Origin of the sequence: Kitasatospora sp. NPDC005856, from assembly GCF_040629945.1 — a bacterium.
GTDB lineage: Bacteria > Actinomycetota > Actinomycetes > Streptomycetales > Streptomycetaceae > Kitasatospora.
In genome coordinates, this window is the sequence record NZ_JBEXWT010000049.1 from 28,307 (window position 1) to 43,639 (window position 15,333).

Here is a 15,333-nt window from a genome sequence, read left to right on the forward strand (position 1 = left end):
GCAGGCGGCCCTGAGCCGTCAATCCTTCTGGTCAACGGTGAAGGCGGCGTGGCCTGGATCGAGAGCGGCCTCAAGCCGCTGCCGGAGCTCCGGCGGACAGGCGGGGTTGGCGGCCACCTTGCGGCGGACCCCGCGCGACGGGTCCTCAGCGAGCGCCGTGAGCACATCGAGCGGGAGGTTCGGGTTGCCGGCCAGCCAGCTCCGGTTCTCCGTGGAGGCGGACGTCGCCGCGGCCCGCATCAGCTTCCGATTGGTCGTCCGGTACAGGGCCCACCAGCGGACGTGGTCCTGCCTACTGAGCGCCGCGGCATTGACCAGCTTGGGCGGCACTGCCGGATTGAGGATGACGAAGACCCGCACCTGCTCGTCCCGGTCGCGTGCGAGCTCCTCCAGAAGGTCGGCGGGGGTATTGGGGTTCGAAGCCACGGCGACGCGGATGTACCACTCGTCCCGCGCCGCCGACCGCAGGGCCGCTGTGTCGCTGGTCCGGCCGACGGCGCTGCGCCGCACGTCCACGACCGGGTCGTCGAGCATCCGGTCCACCAGATCGGAGGGGGCGCCGGGATGGGCGAGCACCGCGACGCGGACGTCGGAGGCCGGGCTGGCCACCAGGGTGCGCAGAAGGCGTTCCGGCAGGTCCTCCCGGAGGCGGGGCCCGGTTCGCCGGCCGCAGTCAACGATCCACTCGTCCGCGTGATACCACGTGGGGGCCTGGAGCATCCGTTCGCAGCCTGGCGTGAAGACGGTGTTGCAGGGCCGCTGTTCTTCCATGGCGTCCTCCTGGCGGTGGCGGACCTACTGCTTAATGTCAGTTAGACGATAACAGATTCTCGTCAAATAGACGATAAGGGCTGCTTGGCACTCTCGCGGCCGCGCGGACGGTCGTCGCGGTCGTCGCGGTCGTCGCCGACGCGGCGGCGGCCGGCGGTCAGGTCAGTACGGCCGCGAGAACCGCGATGGCGGTGAACACGCAGTCGGCGGTGAACGCCACTGCGCGAGGGGACTGAACACCCGGTTCGAAGAGGGGCCACATGCCGGCTCCAACGAGCGCGCCGATCCTGGTGTGGAATGCGAGGCGCTGGAGGCCGGCGTCGCCCAGATCCAGGAGCACGCCCACTACGGTGACGTGTTCGCCGGTCTCGCGGCATCGACCGCTCCTCGACCACGCAGCCTCGCACGTACCGTGACGTTCCAACGGGCACAGGTCAGGCTGCTGTCCGTCTCTGCGCCCCGAGTGCCGCCAGGCGGGCCCTGGCCCGTTCGGGGCAGGCAAGAGCATGGTGCGATCACAATCTTCTTGTGATGCTGCACAGTTCATTCATGCGGCGAACGACACCGTGGTGGCGGCATGCTCTCGACAGGACACGGGAGCTTCGTGCTGTGACCATGGCCCAGGCCATCGAGCTCAACGGGCGGTTGAAGCTGAAGGAGGAGGAGACGGGCGCCCCGTTCCAGCTGTTGGAGACAGCCAGGGAACAGCTGAACATGTGCATGGACGCTCTTCGTGACGTCGGCAGTTTCGGAGGTTCGCGGACGGCCGTTGCCCAGATCCACTTCGACGCGGCGTTCATCCTCTATCTGCGCGCGGCGAACGTGGAGGAGACCGCTCCCATGATTCCCGCCATCCTGGGGGCCGTGCAAGAGAACCTCCCGCCGGATGATCTCCGCAGAAAGGCGGTGGAGGAGATTGCCGAGGCGGGGGTGGGGTCCCCGCTCAGCGGATCCGAGCGGGAGACGGTGCTGGACGCGCTGAACGCGGCGCATCAAGCCGCCATCAACAAGTCCCTACGGATTCGCAGTTTCGTTCGCATCGTCTCCACAGTCGGCTTTCTCCTCGCACTTGCCGCCATGTCCGTTGCAACCCTGACCCTGTTCAGACCACATGCCGTTCCCCTCTGCTTCGTGCCGCCGGCCTCGGGTACCCAGTTCCTCACCGTCTGCCCTTTGGGGGCAGTCCTCGGCGGGACGCCCTCAAGCCCCGACCTGGCAGCGACCGACCCCGCCGACTACCTCGTTGTCGAGATCATCGGGTTGGTGTCCGCAGGGCTCGCCGCGGCTTCGTCCCTCCGGCAGATGAGAGGGACGACGACGCCGTACAACGTCTCACTGGCCCTGGCGTGGCTGAAGCTGCCGACCGGCGCGCTCACCGCCCCGCTGGGCCTGCTGTTCATGCGTGGAGGCTTCGTACCGGGCCTGTCGGCCCTGGACTCGTCGGCTCAGATCATCGCCTGGGCCATTGTTTTCGGCTACTCCCAGCAACTCCTCACACGCCTGGTCGACAACCAGGCGAAATCCATTCTTCAGGATCCTCAGACTTCCCAGAAGCCTGAGATCGCGAGTGGGCCGTGATCGGATCCGGGGCAACGGGGAGTCAGCCCTCCGGCGAGGACGAGTCCGAGGGGGCCGACGCCCCGTCCATGAACCTCGGACAGGCCGAGGCCCCCACCTATGCCCCGGATCTCAACCCGCAGGAAGGTGTGTGGTCGCTGGTCAAGCGGGATATCGGCAACCTCGCCGCGGCCGACCTGGGCCAGATCACGCGCGCCGTGAAGCGCAAGCTCAAGATGTTGCAGTACCGCCCCGAGGTGATCGACGGGTGCCTCGCGGGCACCGGGTTGGCCTTCGAAGCTGCCGGACCGCAGGCCCCGTTCGAAAGCCGATGAGGCAGGATGCAAGGCCAGACCAGCACAGGGAGAGCGAGGCCGGCGGTGACCGATTCAGGCGCGATGGACCTGATCCACCTGGAGGACCCCGATGGCGACCACTGCATCGTGCGCGTCACGGGCCGACAGCCAGGCCTGCCGGCTGGCAACGACGTTCTACGAGCCGAGGTTCTGGCGCATGCCAGCTTCGTGGATGCCCGGCTGGAGCTCTACCTCTTCCAGCACGACCTCGATGCTTGGAAGGACGAGCTGAGCGGCCTCGTCCCTGGGACAGGCGCGCTGATCGGCGGAGACCGCGGGCTGAGCCTGGTCCTCCACATGCAGGAGGACCGTTCCCTGGTCGTGGCGATCAACGATCCCGACCGGCTCAGCGTGATGCTGTGGATCCGACCGCCGGAGAACTGGATCGCCGAGCACCACGACCGACTGGAACAGGTTCGTCAGACCTGGCCCAGCGAGGCCCTGTAGACGGCCGACATCACGAGTTCAACTTCAGTAGCTGCTGGCTGAGGATTGCAGCGGGGGCTTCCTCGGCTGCGGCCGACAGGCGCCGAGGAAGCCCCCGTCACAGATTCGGTTCGCCCGGATAGGACGACTGACCGAACACGCGGGCCACCCAGCCGTCGAGCTGGACGCCGAACTCCCGAGCTGAAGCGATACCCGAGGCCGGAAGGGCGCCAGCGTCGTCCATGCCGTCGAAGTAGTCGACGTCGGCCCAGCCGCCACGGAACAGCACCACCGACAGCTCAGCCCCCGCCGGGTCCGAGATGAGCACACCAACGGAGTCGGGATCGTTCACAACCGACCTGTCCGTCTCAAGTCGCTGAGGCCAGGGAGCGGCTTCATCGCGCCAGGTCACCCGGCCCACTGTCAGGCCACCAGCCCGCCACCCCGGCGCTCGATCAGCTACTTCTGCAGCCGCCTCATCAAGATCAATAATTCGTTCCATGGGCAGATCATGGTCCATGGCCGGCGCGCTGCGACACAACCCAAGCGCTGCCACTTCTCGGCAACATTTACCGTCGAACAGATCCACAACCGCTGTCGGAACTCGCCGACAAGTGCTGTCAGGTCTCACCTACGCAGCCAACCTGTCCAACGACGCGAACAGGTTCACCGCCTCGGTCGTGGTCGGCTACCACGAAACGGCACCGGACACCGTGGACCTGACCGTCCTCGCTCCCTGTGTCGAACGCGACGGCAGCCCCGGCGCCTCCGCCCCACGGCTGACCGCGCGCCTGCCCGGCACGGTGGAGACCGTCCGGGCGCACGGCAAGATCAACCGTCCGCTGGCGGTGGAGCCCGGCTTCCACCGCCAGCGCCTCACCCCGGTGCGGTGGGTGACGGCCAACCAGTTGATCATCAGGCGGTAGGGCCCGTGCTGGTGGTGAGCACTGGCTCCCTCCCGCAGTGAAACACGAGTTGCTGGAGCTGCCGTTCCCCCGCGGTCGATGCTGCGGGGGAACGGCAGCCCTGATGCCTGGTCCGGAATCCGATCTCAGTCGTCTTCGAAGGTCAGCCCCTCGACCGCCTCGCTGAGGATCTCCCGGTCCTCGGTCTGGAACTCCCGCGGCGCGGATCGCCGGAAGTGGGGGTGGTCGAGGTCCATCTGTAGGGCTCCGTGCAGCGGCGCGGGGTACCGGGTCCGGTCCGACCAGGACAGGGCCTGGTCACACAACCGCGCGACGGCCACCGCCAGGCCTTCGCGGGGCACGGCCTCACCGACGAACATCGGGGTGACCTCTCGGCACGTCAGCGTGTACCAGGGGGCTTTCAGCTCGCTCTCCGGCTGGAGGCCCACCTTCTCGGGCAGCGCCCGCCAACGGGTCTTCCACTGGCCGAACCGGGTCTTGCCGTAGTTCCGCGGCTCCGTCACCACCCACCACGGGTGTCCGGGGCCGTTGTCCTGCGGGCGGAACAGGTCACTGCTGGTCTTGCTCTGCTTCTCGTCCCCGGAGGCGAGCCGGGTCGTCAGGTAGGCGATGCTCGGCATCTCGTCGGCGAAGCAGTTGATCCGTACGATCCCGGCCGGCCTCATGTGTTCCGGCAGGCCGGCCCCGGGAAGCCACACCCGGCCGAAGGAGTCGAACTCCTCCATGCCCTGCTTGTTGTTGTGCAGCCCGGGGAAGATCCGGCGTGCTCCGTGCCCGTCGAGGATCACCGCGTACGGCATCCCGTCGAGTTCGTCGGCGAGTTCCTTCAGGCACTCGTTGATGTCGCGGCCCGCCTCGGACCAGCGCTGGACATCCGTGGCCCCGCTGCTCGCGTGGTCGATGTAGTTCCTCTTGTGGAACTCGCCCTGCGCCACCCGGTACGACTCCCAGTACGGATGCAGGTTCGACCAGCCGAGGATCCGCCACCGGCCTCCCGGCTCCGCCGACGGGATCAGGCAGGACGCGGTGACGACCCGCTTCGGCTCCGCGCCGAACGTGTCCGACTTCGACTGCCGGCGCACGTGGATGCCGAGGAACGCCATGCGGGGGATCTCGTGCGGGTCGCCCGGTGCGTACAGGGCCCGTTCGTACCGGTCGTCGACGACACCGCAGGACCGGTTCAGGTCGAGCAGGGCCATGAACGCCCGGTGGTCGTTGTCCCGGTCCTTCGGGACGGTGATCACCTTGCGGGTCCTGGTTCCGTTCCGTCCGGTCTCCGTCGTCGCGCCGACGATGTACTGGCTCGGGACGAGTTCGGTTGCGAAGGCCCTGCGGAGCTGGAACTTGGCGTCCTTCGCCGCGAGGTCCTTCCGGGCTTCGGCGGACTTCATGCCCTGTTGTTCCTCACCGGGCTCGGGGATCTCCGTCTCGCACCACGCCGCGAGTACGACCCCGTCCTCCCCGAACCTGTCGACGATGCCCCGGACGTCGTCCAGACGGCTGTCGTCGGGCCCGTGTGCGAGCAGCTTGTTCGCGCGGACGAACACCGCCTCGATGCCGTCGGCGAGGGCGACGGTGTCCCCGTCCTTCGGGTCCATGTCCACGTCCTGCCCGTGGGAGTGAGCGAGTGCGCTGATCATCCGCAGCCGGGTCTCGTCCCGGTACCACAGGCACACGATGCGAAGCCGCGCGAAGCCCTGGTCCTCGACCGAGGAGCGCACGCTGTCCGGCGTGGGCAGCCCACAGAGGTTCAGGAACTCGCCGGTCTTCTTCCGCTCCTTCTTCTCCGCCGGGGTGATGGAGTGGATCCGCGCTCCGAACACCGTGTCCACGGCGCCGAGGGTCAGGAACTCGGCCTTCCCGGCGAAGGCGCGACCGATGTGGTCGTGCAGCATCGCGAGATGGTGCAGTCCCGCGCCGGAGCCGACCTGGAACGAGCGCTGCTTCGGAACGAGCGGGCGGATCGTTCCGGGCTTCTCGGTGACGCGCTTCGCGGCCTTCTGTCCGTCGGTCTTCGGTGCGTTGAGGGCGTCGGTTTCGGACCGTACGCGTTCGTGCACCGTGTTCAGAGCGGTCGCGTCGGCGTCCAGCTTCGCGAGGATCTCCAGGGCCAGCCGGTTGGTGTGCTTGAGCTTCCTGCCGTCCAGGTCCACCAGGAGGATCGGCCCGTCGCCCCGGTCGACCATGACCTTGCTGGACCAGACCACGGTGTCGTTGACGCGCCGCATGTGGGCGTCCAGGTTGATCACCGGCTCGGGCCGGCCGGGGTGGGTGGACATGTTCACCGAGATGCGGGACAGCGCGTACTGCGCCTGCCACGGCTCGGGGGCCTCGGGATAGCCGCTGTCCAACGCCTCGGGGGTGAGCGGGTGCGGGAGGGCGGAGAACGCCGGTCCGATCGGGTGGTCCCACGCGATCAGGTCCCCGGAGCTGTCGGGCCGGTACCAGACCTCCGCGGTGTTCGGTGTGTGCTTCCATCCCGAGATCCTCATCGGGAAGTCACCGTTCTTGTCCGCCTTCTTGGACTTCTCCAGGACCGGCTCGATCTCCTGGTCGTGGAACGGGACGTCGGCCATCCTCTTCGCGACATGCCATCGAATGGCCTGGTAGGCCCACGACGGTGGGTCCGCGACCGCGGCGTCTCCACCGGGAAGGATGACGTCGACGAGGCGCCTGGTCACGCTGTCGGTGCCGGCGACCAGGTCCGCGAGCGGCGAATCCACGCGCAGCGGGATCTCGTCGACCGGGATTCCGCACACGACGCCCTCGAGATAGGTGAACACCTTCCGAAGGGACTTCGGTTCGACCGGCGCCAGGGCGACCATGAAACGCAGGTACCTGTCGAGGTGCACGTAGCCGTCGGTGAGCTGCTGGAGGACGTTCGCCACGATCGAGTAGGGCAGCAGGAACCTGTTGCGGTCCGCTCCCTTGGGTGCCGACCTCCGTTCGTCCCGGGCCTGCTGTTCCAGGGCCTTCCACGCATGCTGGGTGATTTCGTCGAATTCCCACACCTCGGCCGTCATGCCGTCCAGCAGCGCCGGCGTGCACAGGATCGTCGTGGTGGGTGCGGTCAGGTCACGGCGTCGCGCCATGTGTCGAGTACTCCTCTCCTCCGCGCCGGCGCGAGCCGGCACCGGGTGTGCTACTTGTTCATGTCCGCGTACGCCAGGAAGGCCTTCAGGGCCTCGCCGTACAGTTCCTCCATGACCGTCCGCTGGTCGGGGGTCCAGGCCCGTTCGATCCGGCGGATGATGGCGGCCATCCCCGCGCTGAAGGTCGCGTCGTTCATCGACTCGTCGACGATGAACAGCCGCATGTCGGTCTCGCCACGACGCCCCCGGCCCGCGAGTTGGATCAGCTGGACGATCATCGTGGCGACCAGTTCCTCCTGCAGGTCGGTGGTGATGTTCGAGAAGTTCGCCGGCGACCGGAGGATCATCATCAGCCGCGCCCACGCGGCGCCCTGCGCCGCGTGGATCGCCTCCAGTGGGCGGTCGCTTCCTCCGGGGGGCAGGGCGTTCATCCCTGCGGCGTTCACGCTCGCGTGCAGCCAGGACGTCGCCTCGATGCTCAGGTACGGGCGCGTGCAGAGGTAGACGTCGTGCACGGCCGATCGGACCCCGACCACGATGTTCAGCCCGCGGTAGATCAGCGGCAGCGGGGCCACCAGGACCTCCCCGAGGTCGGGGAACTGTTCCAGCTGCTCACGGGTGATCCGGGTGACGTGCGCCGGAACGTTCTTCTCGTACTCCTCCGGCTTGTCGTGGCTCCTGACCAGGACGCAGACGCGGTGGGTGAGCCCTTCGGCCATGGCCACCCCTGAGGCGAGGTGCGCGGCCTGCTCGTAGGAGTTCGTCGCAAGGATCGCCCTGGCCTGGTTCTCCTTGGTCTTCTTGAGCTTCGCCAGGCGGCGCTGGATCCTCTGTTCGTACATCACCTGTCCGAGCTCGCGCAGCACGGCCGGCTTGTGTTCGGCGTAGATGCCACCGATGCGGATCGCCTCCGGGCCTTCCTTGCCGTCCCGGTAGACCGGGTCCGCGAGCACGGTGATCGACTTCGGGCGCACGTCGGGAATCCACCAGCGCACCGGCGCGTGGACGTGCTCGCTGACCGCCTGGGGGAAGTACGCGGTCGCGGACAGGCCCAGGACGGGCCGCTCGACTCCGGCCGACAGCAGCGCCGTCAGGCCGCCGAGCTCGGAGACGAAGGTGTGCGGGTCGCCGCCGATGATGCGGGTCATCAGTTCCGCGTTGGTCTCGCGCTTGTCCATGCCCTTGAGCTGGAAGCCGTTGATCGACGTGCCGATCATCGCCGTCGGGTAGAGGCCGCTGACAGCGGACGACTCGACGGCGTCGAGGATCTTCCGGACGGACGCGAGATCGAGGTGGCGCATCGACTGCGCCTGGTAGCGCAGTTCCTTCAGCGACGCTTCGAGGTCGGACAGCACGGTGCGGGAGATCAATAGGTTGACCAGTGCGGCACGCTGCTGGCCGTCTTCCACGGTCTTCGCCAGGAGCTCGTGCAGGTCGGACTGGACCTCTGCGAAGTACGTGTCCCCTCGGGGTGCCACCAGAGCCGTCAGTGCCCGCTGGACGCTGCTCCAGTCCGTCGCTCCGTCGGGCGGGACGGGCTCGTCGGACGGCTCGCCCTCGTGCCAGCGCTCGGGCATCAGGGCGTCGAGGAACGCGGCCCGGCCGGGCTCGATCGGCTCACCCTTCACGACCTGTCCGGGGAACAGGAGGGCGAGGATCTCCCGGTCCCTGGACTTGGCCATGCGCCAGCCCGCGTTGTCCCGGCTCGCGCCCTTCGATCCGTCGTCCACCGTGCCGGGGTTCAGCCTGATGCCGTTCTTCGCGCAGGACCACAACAGCGCCGAGTTCGCCATGTGCTCGGCGTGGTTGAGCGAGGAGAGAAGCTGTGTGGCGTGGTGGGTGGGGATGCGCCGGAAGTCCTTGCCGATGTTCCACAGGTCGGATTCGACCCGACGCGACGACAGGGTGGTCTCCGTCACGCACGAGTCGATGACGGTGGCCAGGAACGCGTCGATCTCGTCGATCACGACGGCGTCACAGCCGCGCAGCACCGTTTCCAGCACCGTCAGGCCCGCGGTTCCCCTCGGGCGTCCGCGTACCTGCCGACCGTCGAGGACCATCCCGATGCGGGTCGTACCGGCCAGCAGGTTCGCGTGGCTGGTGACGACGACCGTGGCGTCCTGGGCGTCGTAGAACTGGGAGAACTTCCCACAGACCGGGATGAACGGGCAGGCGTGCTGCACATCGCCTCCGCCGACGGGGGAGAGGGTCAGACAGTTCTCATCACCGGGCGGGTAAAGGTCGTGGGGCTCCATCAGGGGGCGCTGGGCGCAGCCGTGCGCGAGGAGCCCGATGTCGGTCTTCCGGCGGGTCTGCCAGGCGGTGATTTCCTCGTTGGAGTTCAGCGCGGCCTGGGTGAGGGCGCGACGGTGCATGCTCCGGGGCGAGAACAGCGCTGCCACCGTGTGGAGCCTGGGGAGGTCCTTGTTCCTGTGGAGCCAGGCGAAGTCGCCGGCGATGTTCCACCGCATGTCAAGGGTGGACTTCACGTCGGGAACGACCAGGGCGATGCGGATCCCGTGGAAGGCGGCCCATGCGGCCAGGACACGGGTGAGGACGGTCTTTCCGCTGGCGGTCGGGGCGTTGAGGAGGTTCACCAGGCCGGAGGTGAGGCTGAACTCCGCCAACGTCTCGTCGGTGGTCTTCAACTGCTTGAAGAACTTCTCCAGCGTGTTGTGCAGGTAGGCACGGTCGGGGTCCTGTTCGTCGAGCAGTGCGGCGATGCGCAGCAGCTCGTCGACCGCGGGGGCGATCCGCTCGCGGTGAGGACGGGTCGCGAGCGCGGGCAGCGCTTCGTGCCCGGGCGCCTGGCGGAACGACCCGGTGCGGTGGAAGGTGATCTGGCGACGGGTGACGCCGTGCTTCTCACCGAGGTCGGCGGTGCGGGTCTTCCATGTGCCCGGTCCGGCGAAGGCGTGGGCGCGGCGCCGCTTTCCCCAGGTGAAGAACGATTCGGTCCGGCTGAGGGCGTAGCCGAGGAAGTCGCCGCCGGCGCGGATATGGACTGCTTCGGACCGGAACGGATCGTCTCCGTCGAGGACGATCGTCCCTCCGGAGCGGTCGTCGGGTTCTCCGTCGACGGCGAACGCCCCGGTCAGAGCCAGTGCCGCGTTCCTGAGCTTGTGCTCGCCGACCCATTCGGGCGGAGTGAGGAGCATGACCTGCCGGATCAGGTGACGCTCGTCCGCGGTGAGGGTGGGCCACCTTGACCAGGCCTGGGGCTTGCGGTGGGCGAAGAAGGTCGCTTCGCGAAACCCGGCGGTCACCTTCCCGTTCTCGCCGGGGCGGGGAAAGTAGTGGGCGGTCAGTGCGAGGACCGCCATGATGGCCGCTTCGTCGGCGCGCCGTTCATCAGCCATCGCGGCGGTTCTCCTTGACCTCGTGAGCGACCATCGTCAGGTAGTCGGTCGCGGTGATCGCCTGCAGTTCGTAACGGCGGGCGGCGGCGTTGAGGTGGTCGACCTGTTCGCTCCGGTGGTCGGGCACGATGAGCCACTTGGCTCCGCCCTGGTCGCCGGCATCCCTGTGGATCTTGGCGATCAGGTGGTTGGTCCAGGTGTAGTCCTTGAAGTCCGCGCTGAACAGGACCTCGCGGGAGGGGCCGATCAGGGCGTGGTCGAACGCATCATCGAACGGCCAGAGTGCGGCGGTGCAGTCGGTGGCCGTCAGCTCTTCCTCAAGAGCTTGATGGAGCCTCAGCTCCGGCAGTCCCGCGACGGTGGTGTACCGCCACACGGCGCGGTGCAGTGCGACGTGGTCGGAGGCCCGTTGGGGCTCTGGAAGGTCCGGACGCGTTCCAGTCCACAAGCGGGCGTAGCGGGGGGAGGGCCGGCGGCATTCGAAGGCGGGGTGCAGAGTGGGCGGCTCGCTGCCGGTGGTCGGAGTGAAGACGTAGACCGCGCCGGTGTCGGCGTGCCACGGGTACAGGCATCGCGCCATGCCGCGGGCCCGTCGGCCGCTGCCGGTGACCGTGACCTTCATCGGCCATCGGCAGGCCGTGCACGGGAAGAACCAGCCGTGGTGCTGCGCGTACTGCTCGATCGGCTGGTAGAACCGGTTGGCCTGCATCGGCAGGAGGAGGTCGGGCAGGCCGCCGGCGGGGACGACGGGATGGTTGATCAGTGTGGTTCGGTGGCGTTGGTAGAACTCACCCTTGATGGACCTGAAGACGGATTCCTGGCTGTACTCCGCGTCGAGGTCCTGCACGGTGACGCCTTCGGGGCTCCTGCTGAGCTTCGACGCCTTTCGGCGGACGAGTTCGGCCTCGTGGCGGAAGTCGAAGCCGCCTGCGGTCAGGACGCCGTCGGGGTCAAGAAGCCTGACACCGTCCAGATCCGTCGCGTCGAGCCAGGTGGGGATCAGACCCTCAAGGTCGCCGGCCAGCTCGCCACTGAGGCGCTCCAGGAGATCATTGAAGGTGATGCGATGCCCTGGGCCGAAGGCCGCCATCAGGGAGCCGTGCGCGTGCATGAGCCGATCGACCCTCTCGGCCGGTTTCAGGCCGGGGTGCGTCGCGGCGTTGGAGCAGACTTCGAACGCCTTGACGACGTCGAGAAGGATGGTGGCATTGTCCCGTGCCCCGGACGGTTCTGTTGGCGCGTCTTCCACGGGGCGGACTTTAGGGGTGCTCGGGTGAACAGTTCCCGGTATTCGGCTACATCGGACCGTTCAGGTGAGCTTCGAGCCCTTCGGTATTGACTCCCGAGTACAGCTGCTGGTAGTCGGCGAGGTGGTCAGCGGCGTGGTCGAGCCCCGAACGGGTCGGATACCAGTAGTGCGGTCCGCCCTCGGCACCGTACGGCTGCCGGTGTTCGATGAAGCCCCGCGCCGGCACCCCTTTGCGGACGGAGTGCCCGACCGCGAGGTGATGGGTTCCACGGCCCGGCACATCTCCGTCGGAGATGGGCGCCTGAACGATGACGCGGACCAGGAGGCGCCACAGCCACTCCGACAGCATGCCTGGGGGAGTGGCGAGGCGTTCGATCCCGAGGCCTGAGCGGGCCGCCGACCGACCGGCACGGGTCAGCTCGACGCGGGTCCGCCTCACCTCGCCGATCGATGGGAGGTACACGGTGTCCTGGTGGCGCACGATCAGGCCTCGCCGCTCCAGTGCGCTCAGCGAGGCTCCGGCTCCGGGATCGTGAACACCGGCCACACGCAGACGCTCCTGGACAGGCGTGTACCCGACGGCCCGAGCGGGCGCGTGCAGGCAGAACAGGAACCTGCGCCACTGCGGCGCCGGGGTGTACGGCGAGCCGTCAAGGCGCCGCTGTACCTGTTCCTGCTCCTGCTCCTGGTCCTCATGGAACAGTTCCCGAAGGTACAGCCGCTGGCGGTCGTTCAGGGAGTCCCACGTCTCCTGGATTCGAGGGTCCGGAGCCCGCTTCGACGGCGGCGCGATGCCCGGAGCGGCGACGCTCGTGTTCGTCCTCCGCCATGCGTCGATCAGCAGCCGCAGGGGAACCCGGTACAGGGCGGCGAGGGCCTTGGCGATCGTGGCGCAGTCCGGTGTCGAACGCCATTCCCTGCCACGGACGTGGCCGCCCTGTTCCAGCCCCCGGATCTTGTCCGCCGTCATCTTCATGTGGGCGGTGGTGCGGTACTTCCTCAGGTGCGTCGCGACCTGCTCGGCGCTGAGCGATGCGGTACGACGCAGGTCGCGCAGGGTCTCCTCTCCGCGGCGCCCCTGCCCGATGGCCTGGGCATCGCAGCGCAGCGCGGCGAGCACCCGGCCGAAGTAGCGGTCGCCGATCTCCCGTACCCCGGCTTCCCAGTACCGCACGGCTCGGGTGGTGACGCCGACCTGTTCGGCGAACTCCTCGACGCTGAGCCCCGCGAGCTCGCGTCGGTGCCTCAGCCTGGCGGGCATGTCGGTGTCGGCTGCCATGAGGTACAGGAAAACGTGGGGAACTGTTCACTGCAACTACCGCGTCGAAAGAACGTCGCGACGGGTCGCTTCAAGAGGTCAGGGAAGGTCCTGCCCCGCTGTCGACGGGAGGGAGCGTCGCAGCTGAGCAGACCTACGAACGGCCCGCAGCACCGAGTGGACGACGACCGGCAACCGTCCGGGCGGGGAAGCCGGGGCCGACGCTACAGCGAGGGTTTGTACACCTCGACGGCCCCGCCATGGCGCAGGATGAAGGCCGGGTCGGTGTCTGCGGGGTGGTCTGCCAGAGGGCGCAGGCAGAGGCCCGCCTCTGTGATCGTCCTGACTGCCTGGAGCGTGAGCATGTCTCCGATCCGCCGTCCTTTCTGGGCTACTCGGGGCATGCCGACGATCGCGAACCGGCCGGTGTTCTCGACGCCGACGTGGCTGGCCAGACTGATGGCCGTCTGTGCGGCGCTCAACGCCTCTCGGGCTTCCTGAGCGGCCAGTTCGGCCTTGATCATCTCCAGGACGACAGGTCGGCTGTACGCCGACCGGGCCCGTCGTGCGATCTCGTTGGCACTGGTGCCCTCGCGAAAGTCGCGCGCCATGGCCCGCGCCACGTCCTGCTTGGCCCGTTCCAGCCTCTTCAGTGCGGCTGTGGTCCTGTCCGGCACTTTGCATCCTCCTTCTTGGCGGCTCTGTATGGAGCTCGGCGGTCAATCCATTGACCAGGGGGCTGATCAAGGGTTTGACCGGCAGAAGACCGGTGATCAGGGTGGATGCATTAGCGATTAGGCCACAGCCACGGTTTTCGCATGCGGAATCTCCGTTAAAGCCCGCGCGCCTCTCGAGGCTGTCGCTAACGTAGTCGGTGTGTCCAACCTGGTCGTTCTGATCGGGAGTGGATCGGGGCGACCCGTGTGGGCCGCCCCGTGCCCGCTGGTTAGGCGGAAGGCCGAGGTCACCAGTGGTGGTGGTCCGTGATGGTCGCCAGCGCAGCCGTGAACTGCGTCAGGCGGACCAGGAACAGCCACACCTGGTTGCCTCGGCCGATCACCGGTGGCGTTCGCGACTTCCTGACCAACGCGGTCAGGCGCTTCTTGAACTCGGCCATGCTTCTCACTCTCTCCCGTCCTCGTGGTTGCGCTAACGGAGGGGTGAGGTGACAGGCCGTCACCGTAGTGGCAAAGCTATGGCGGCCCGCTGTCCGGTGCCGCAGATTCGATGAATTCCGTGAACAGCCGCCCTCCGGTGTGGGACCCTGTGCGCCCGCACGGCCCGAGCACGCCCGGAAGTGGTCAGTACCGCCCGTTCGATGCCTCGAAGAGGAAGTGGGCATTCCTGGAACGGCCCCGGACTATGCTCGCGGCAGGAGTACGGGGACGCGTTTCAAGGGGGGCCATGAGCCGGGTTGTCGTGGTGCACGGGGTGGGGCGGCAACTCGACACTGCCGAGACCCTGCTGGCCGAGGTGGAGCCGGCGCTGCGCGGCGGGGTCGGCCTCGCGCTGCGCAAGGACCCCGCGCTCGGACGGCTGGCGGACGGCGACATCACCTGTGCCGGATACGGGGACCTCTACCGGCAACCCGGTACGCGCGGCGAGCCGTACTACCGGGCGGAGGACGTCGAGCCCGGGTTCGAGGCCGAGTTGCTGGAGGCCTGGTGGCGGGAGGCCGCCCGGCTCGAGCCCGAAATTCCCGGACCTGACACCCGCGGCCCGGCAGGGGCGGGGCCCACTCCCGCTTCCCGCGGCGCGGTCGGCCATCTCGCCTCCCGCCCCCTGGCCGTGGACCGGATCCGCCGCGCCCTGCACGCCCTCACCCGCACCCGCTTCTTCGGTCCCGTCTCCGACCGCCTGCTCGTCTCGGACCTCAAGCAGGTGCGCCGGTACTTCACCGACCCCGCGCTGCGCGCCGCCGTACGGGCCCGGGTCGAAGAGCTGGTCACACCGGACACCCAGGTGGTCGTGGGGCACTCGCTCGGATCGGTGGTCGCCTACGAGGTGCTGTGCGCGCTCCGGCCGGAGCGGCCGCCGCTGACGCTGGTCACCCTGGGCTCCCCGCTGGGGCTGGCGGGGCTGGTCTTCGACCGCCTGCAGCCGGCCCCGCGGCAGGACGGTACGGGAGTCTGGCCAGCGCCCGTCAAGCAGTGGACCAACATCGCCGACCGGTGCGACATGGTCGCCGTCGTCCGCGAACTCGCGCCGAGGTTCGGTCCGGAGGTCCTGGACGTGCCGGTGGACAACGGCTCCGAGATGCACAGCATGCGCGCCTACCTGACGGCGGTGGAGACCGGAACGGCGATCGCCACGGGACTGGCCCGGTGACGCACGGCCCG

Annotated in this window: 14 protein-coding genes; 5 read left to right on the top strand and 9 right to left on the bottom strand. The window is 68.2% G+C overall.

All coding sequences use genetic code 11. The annotated features are described in order from the left end of the window. Nucleotides 1-18 precede the first annotated feature (18 nt). Both ABZ449_RS26090 and ABZ449_RS26095 read right to left on the bottom strand, forming a co-directional pair. Nucleotides 19-771: a hypothetical protein gene (locus ABZ449_RS26090; RefSeq protein WP_360350435.1), complete on the bottom strand. Its 753-nt coding sequence runs from the start codon at nucleotides 769-771 to the stop codon at nucleotides 19-21. A 157-nt stretch (nucleotides 772-928) separates the two neighbouring features. After that, nucleotides 929-1,111, bottom strand: a complete 183-nt coding sequence (locus ABZ449_RS26095) for a hypothetical protein (protein ID WP_360350437.1) — start codon at nucleotides 1,109-1,111, stop codon at nucleotides 929-931. Between the two features lie 269 nt (nucleotides 1,112-1,380). Between ABZ449_RS26095 and ABZ449_RS26100 the strand changes: the two genes are divergently transcribed. The 3 genes from ABZ449_RS26100 to ABZ449_RS26110 all read left to right on the top strand — a co-directional run bounded on the left by ABZ449_RS26100 (nucleotide 1,381) and on the right by ABZ449_RS26110 (nucleotide 3,131). Beyond that, the gene (locus tag ABZ449_RS26100) at nucleotides 1,381-2,349 is read left to right on the top strand and encodes a hypothetical protein (RefSeq protein ID WP_360350440.1); all 969 of its coding nucleotides are present in this window, start codon (nucleotides 1,381-1,383) and stop codon (nucleotides 2,347-2,349) included. Between the two features lie 68 nt (nucleotides 2,350-2,417). Then, nucleotides 2,418-2,663 carry a transposase gene (locus ABZ449_RS26105; RefSeq protein ID WP_360350443.1) on the top strand — a complete coding sequence of 82 codons (246 nt, stop codon included), beginning with the start codon at nucleotides 2,418-2,420 and terminating at the stop codon, nucleotides 2,661-2,663. Between the two features lie 63 nt (nucleotides 2,664-2,726). Further along, nucleotides 2,727-3,131 carry a DUF5959 family protein gene (locus tag ABZ449_RS26110; RefSeq protein ID WP_360350446.1) on the top strand — a complete coding sequence of 135 codons (405 nt, stop codon included), beginning with the start codon at nucleotides 2,727-2,729 and terminating at the stop codon, nucleotides 3,129-3,131. Between the two features lie 97 nt (nucleotides 3,132-3,228). Here the strand turns inward: ABZ449_RS26110 and ABZ449_RS26115 are convergent, their stop codons facing one another. Continuing rightward, the gene (locus ABZ449_RS26115; protein ID WP_360350449.1) at nucleotides 3,229-3,699 is read right to left on the bottom strand and encodes a hypothetical protein; all 471 of its coding nucleotides are present in this window, start codon (nucleotides 3,697-3,699) and stop codon (nucleotides 3,229-3,231) included. Between the two features lie 25 nt (nucleotides 3,700-3,724). On the opposite strand from ABZ449_RS26115, the gene ABZ449_RS26120 reads away from it, so the two are divergent. Then, the gene (locus tag ABZ449_RS26120; RefSeq protein ID WP_360350451.1) at nucleotides 3,725-4,036 is read left to right on the top strand and encodes a hypothetical protein; all 312 of its coding nucleotides are present in this window, start codon (nucleotides 3,725-3,727) and stop codon (nucleotides 4,034-4,036) included. A gap of 125 nt (nucleotides 4,037-4,161) precedes the next feature. On the opposite strand, the gene ABZ449_RS26125 is transcribed toward ABZ449_RS26120, so the two are convergent. The 6 genes from ABZ449_RS26125 to ABZ449_RS26150 form a co-directional block, all read right to left on the bottom strand. Further along, a complete protein-coding gene (locus ABZ449_RS26125) occupies nucleotides 4,162-7,128 on the bottom strand; it encodes an RNaseH domain-containing protein (RefSeq protein ID WP_360350454.1) in 2,967 nt (988 codons plus the stop codon). Between the two features lie 50 nt (nucleotides 7,129-7,178). Then, nucleotides 7,179-10,487, bottom strand: coding sequence for a hypothetical protein (locus tag ABZ449_RS26130; RefSeq protein ID WP_360350457.1), 3,309 nt, complete (start codon nucleotides 10,485-10,487; stop codon nucleotides 7,179-7,181). Beyond that, complete coding sequence (locus tag ABZ449_RS26135; protein ID WP_360350460.1) at nucleotides 10,480-11,736, bottom strand: hypothetical protein; 1,257 nt, start codon at nucleotides 11,734-11,736, stop codon at nucleotides 10,480-10,482. Before ABZ449_RS26135 ends, ABZ449_RS26130 begins: the two co-directional genes overlap by 8 nt. A gap of 46 nt (nucleotides 11,737-11,782) precedes the next feature. Beyond that, on the bottom strand, nucleotides 11,783-13,015 hold the full coding sequence (locus tag ABZ449_RS26140; RefSeq protein ID WP_360350463.1) for a helix-turn-helix transcriptional regulator: 1,233 nt from the start codon (nucleotides 13,013-13,015) through the stop codon (nucleotides 11,783-11,785). Between the two features lie 203 nt (nucleotides 13,016-13,218). Beyond that, complete coding sequence (locus ABZ449_RS26145; protein ID WP_360350466.1) at nucleotides 13,219-13,671, bottom strand: hypothetical protein; 453 nt, start codon at nucleotides 13,669-13,671, stop codon at nucleotides 13,219-13,221. A 287-nt stretch (nucleotides 13,672-13,958) separates the two neighbouring features. Then, entirely contained in the window at nucleotides 13,959-14,111 is a 153-nt protein-coding gene (locus tag ABZ449_RS26150) for a hypothetical protein (RefSeq protein WP_360350469.1), read from the bottom strand. A 287-nt stretch (nucleotides 14,112-14,398) separates the two neighbouring features. Here ABZ449_RS26150 and ABZ449_RS26155 point away from each other — a divergent pair, with 287 nt between their 5' ends. After that, complete coding sequence (locus tag ABZ449_RS26155) at nucleotides 14,399-15,322, top strand: hypothetical protein (RefSeq protein WP_360350472.1); 924 nt, start codon at nucleotides 14,399-14,401, stop codon at nucleotides 15,320-15,322. Nucleotides 15,323-15,333: the final 11 nt, after the last annotated feature.

Excerpts from the sequence above, each read along its gene's own strand:
- ABZ449_RS26090 (WP_360350435.1), bottom strand. The coding sequence starts at position 771 with ATGGAAGAACAGCGGCCCTGCAACACCGTCTTCACGCCAGGCTGCGAA.
- ABZ449_RS26105 (WP_360350443.1), top strand. The coding sequence starts at position 2,418 with ATGAACCTCGGACAGGCCGAGGCCCCCACCTATGCCCCGGATCTCAAC.
- ABZ449_RS26110 (WP_360350446.1), top strand. The coding sequence starts at position 2,727 with ATGGACCTGATCCACCTGGAGGACCCCGATGGCGACCACTGCATCGTG.
- ABZ449_RS26125 (WP_360350454.1), bottom strand. The coding sequence starts at position 7,128 with ATGGCGCGACGCCGTGACCTGACCGCACCCACCACGACGATCCTGTGC.
- ABZ449_RS26130 (WP_360350457.1), bottom strand. The coding sequence starts at position 10,487 with ATGGCTGATGAACGGCGCGCCGACGAAGCGGCCATCATGGCGGTCCTC.
- ABZ449_RS26140 (WP_360350463.1), bottom strand. The coding sequence starts at position 13,015 with ATGGCAGCCGACACCGACATGCCCGCCAGGCTGAGGCACCGACGCGAG.
- ABZ449_RS26150 (WP_360350469.1), bottom strand. The coding sequence starts at position 14,111 with ATGGCCGAGTTCAAGAAGCGCCTGACCGCGTTGGTCAGGAAGTCGCGA.
- ABZ449_RS26155 (WP_360350472.1), top strand. The coding sequence starts at position 14,399 with ATGAGCCGGGTTGTCGTGGTGCACGGGGTGGGGCGGCAACTCGACACT.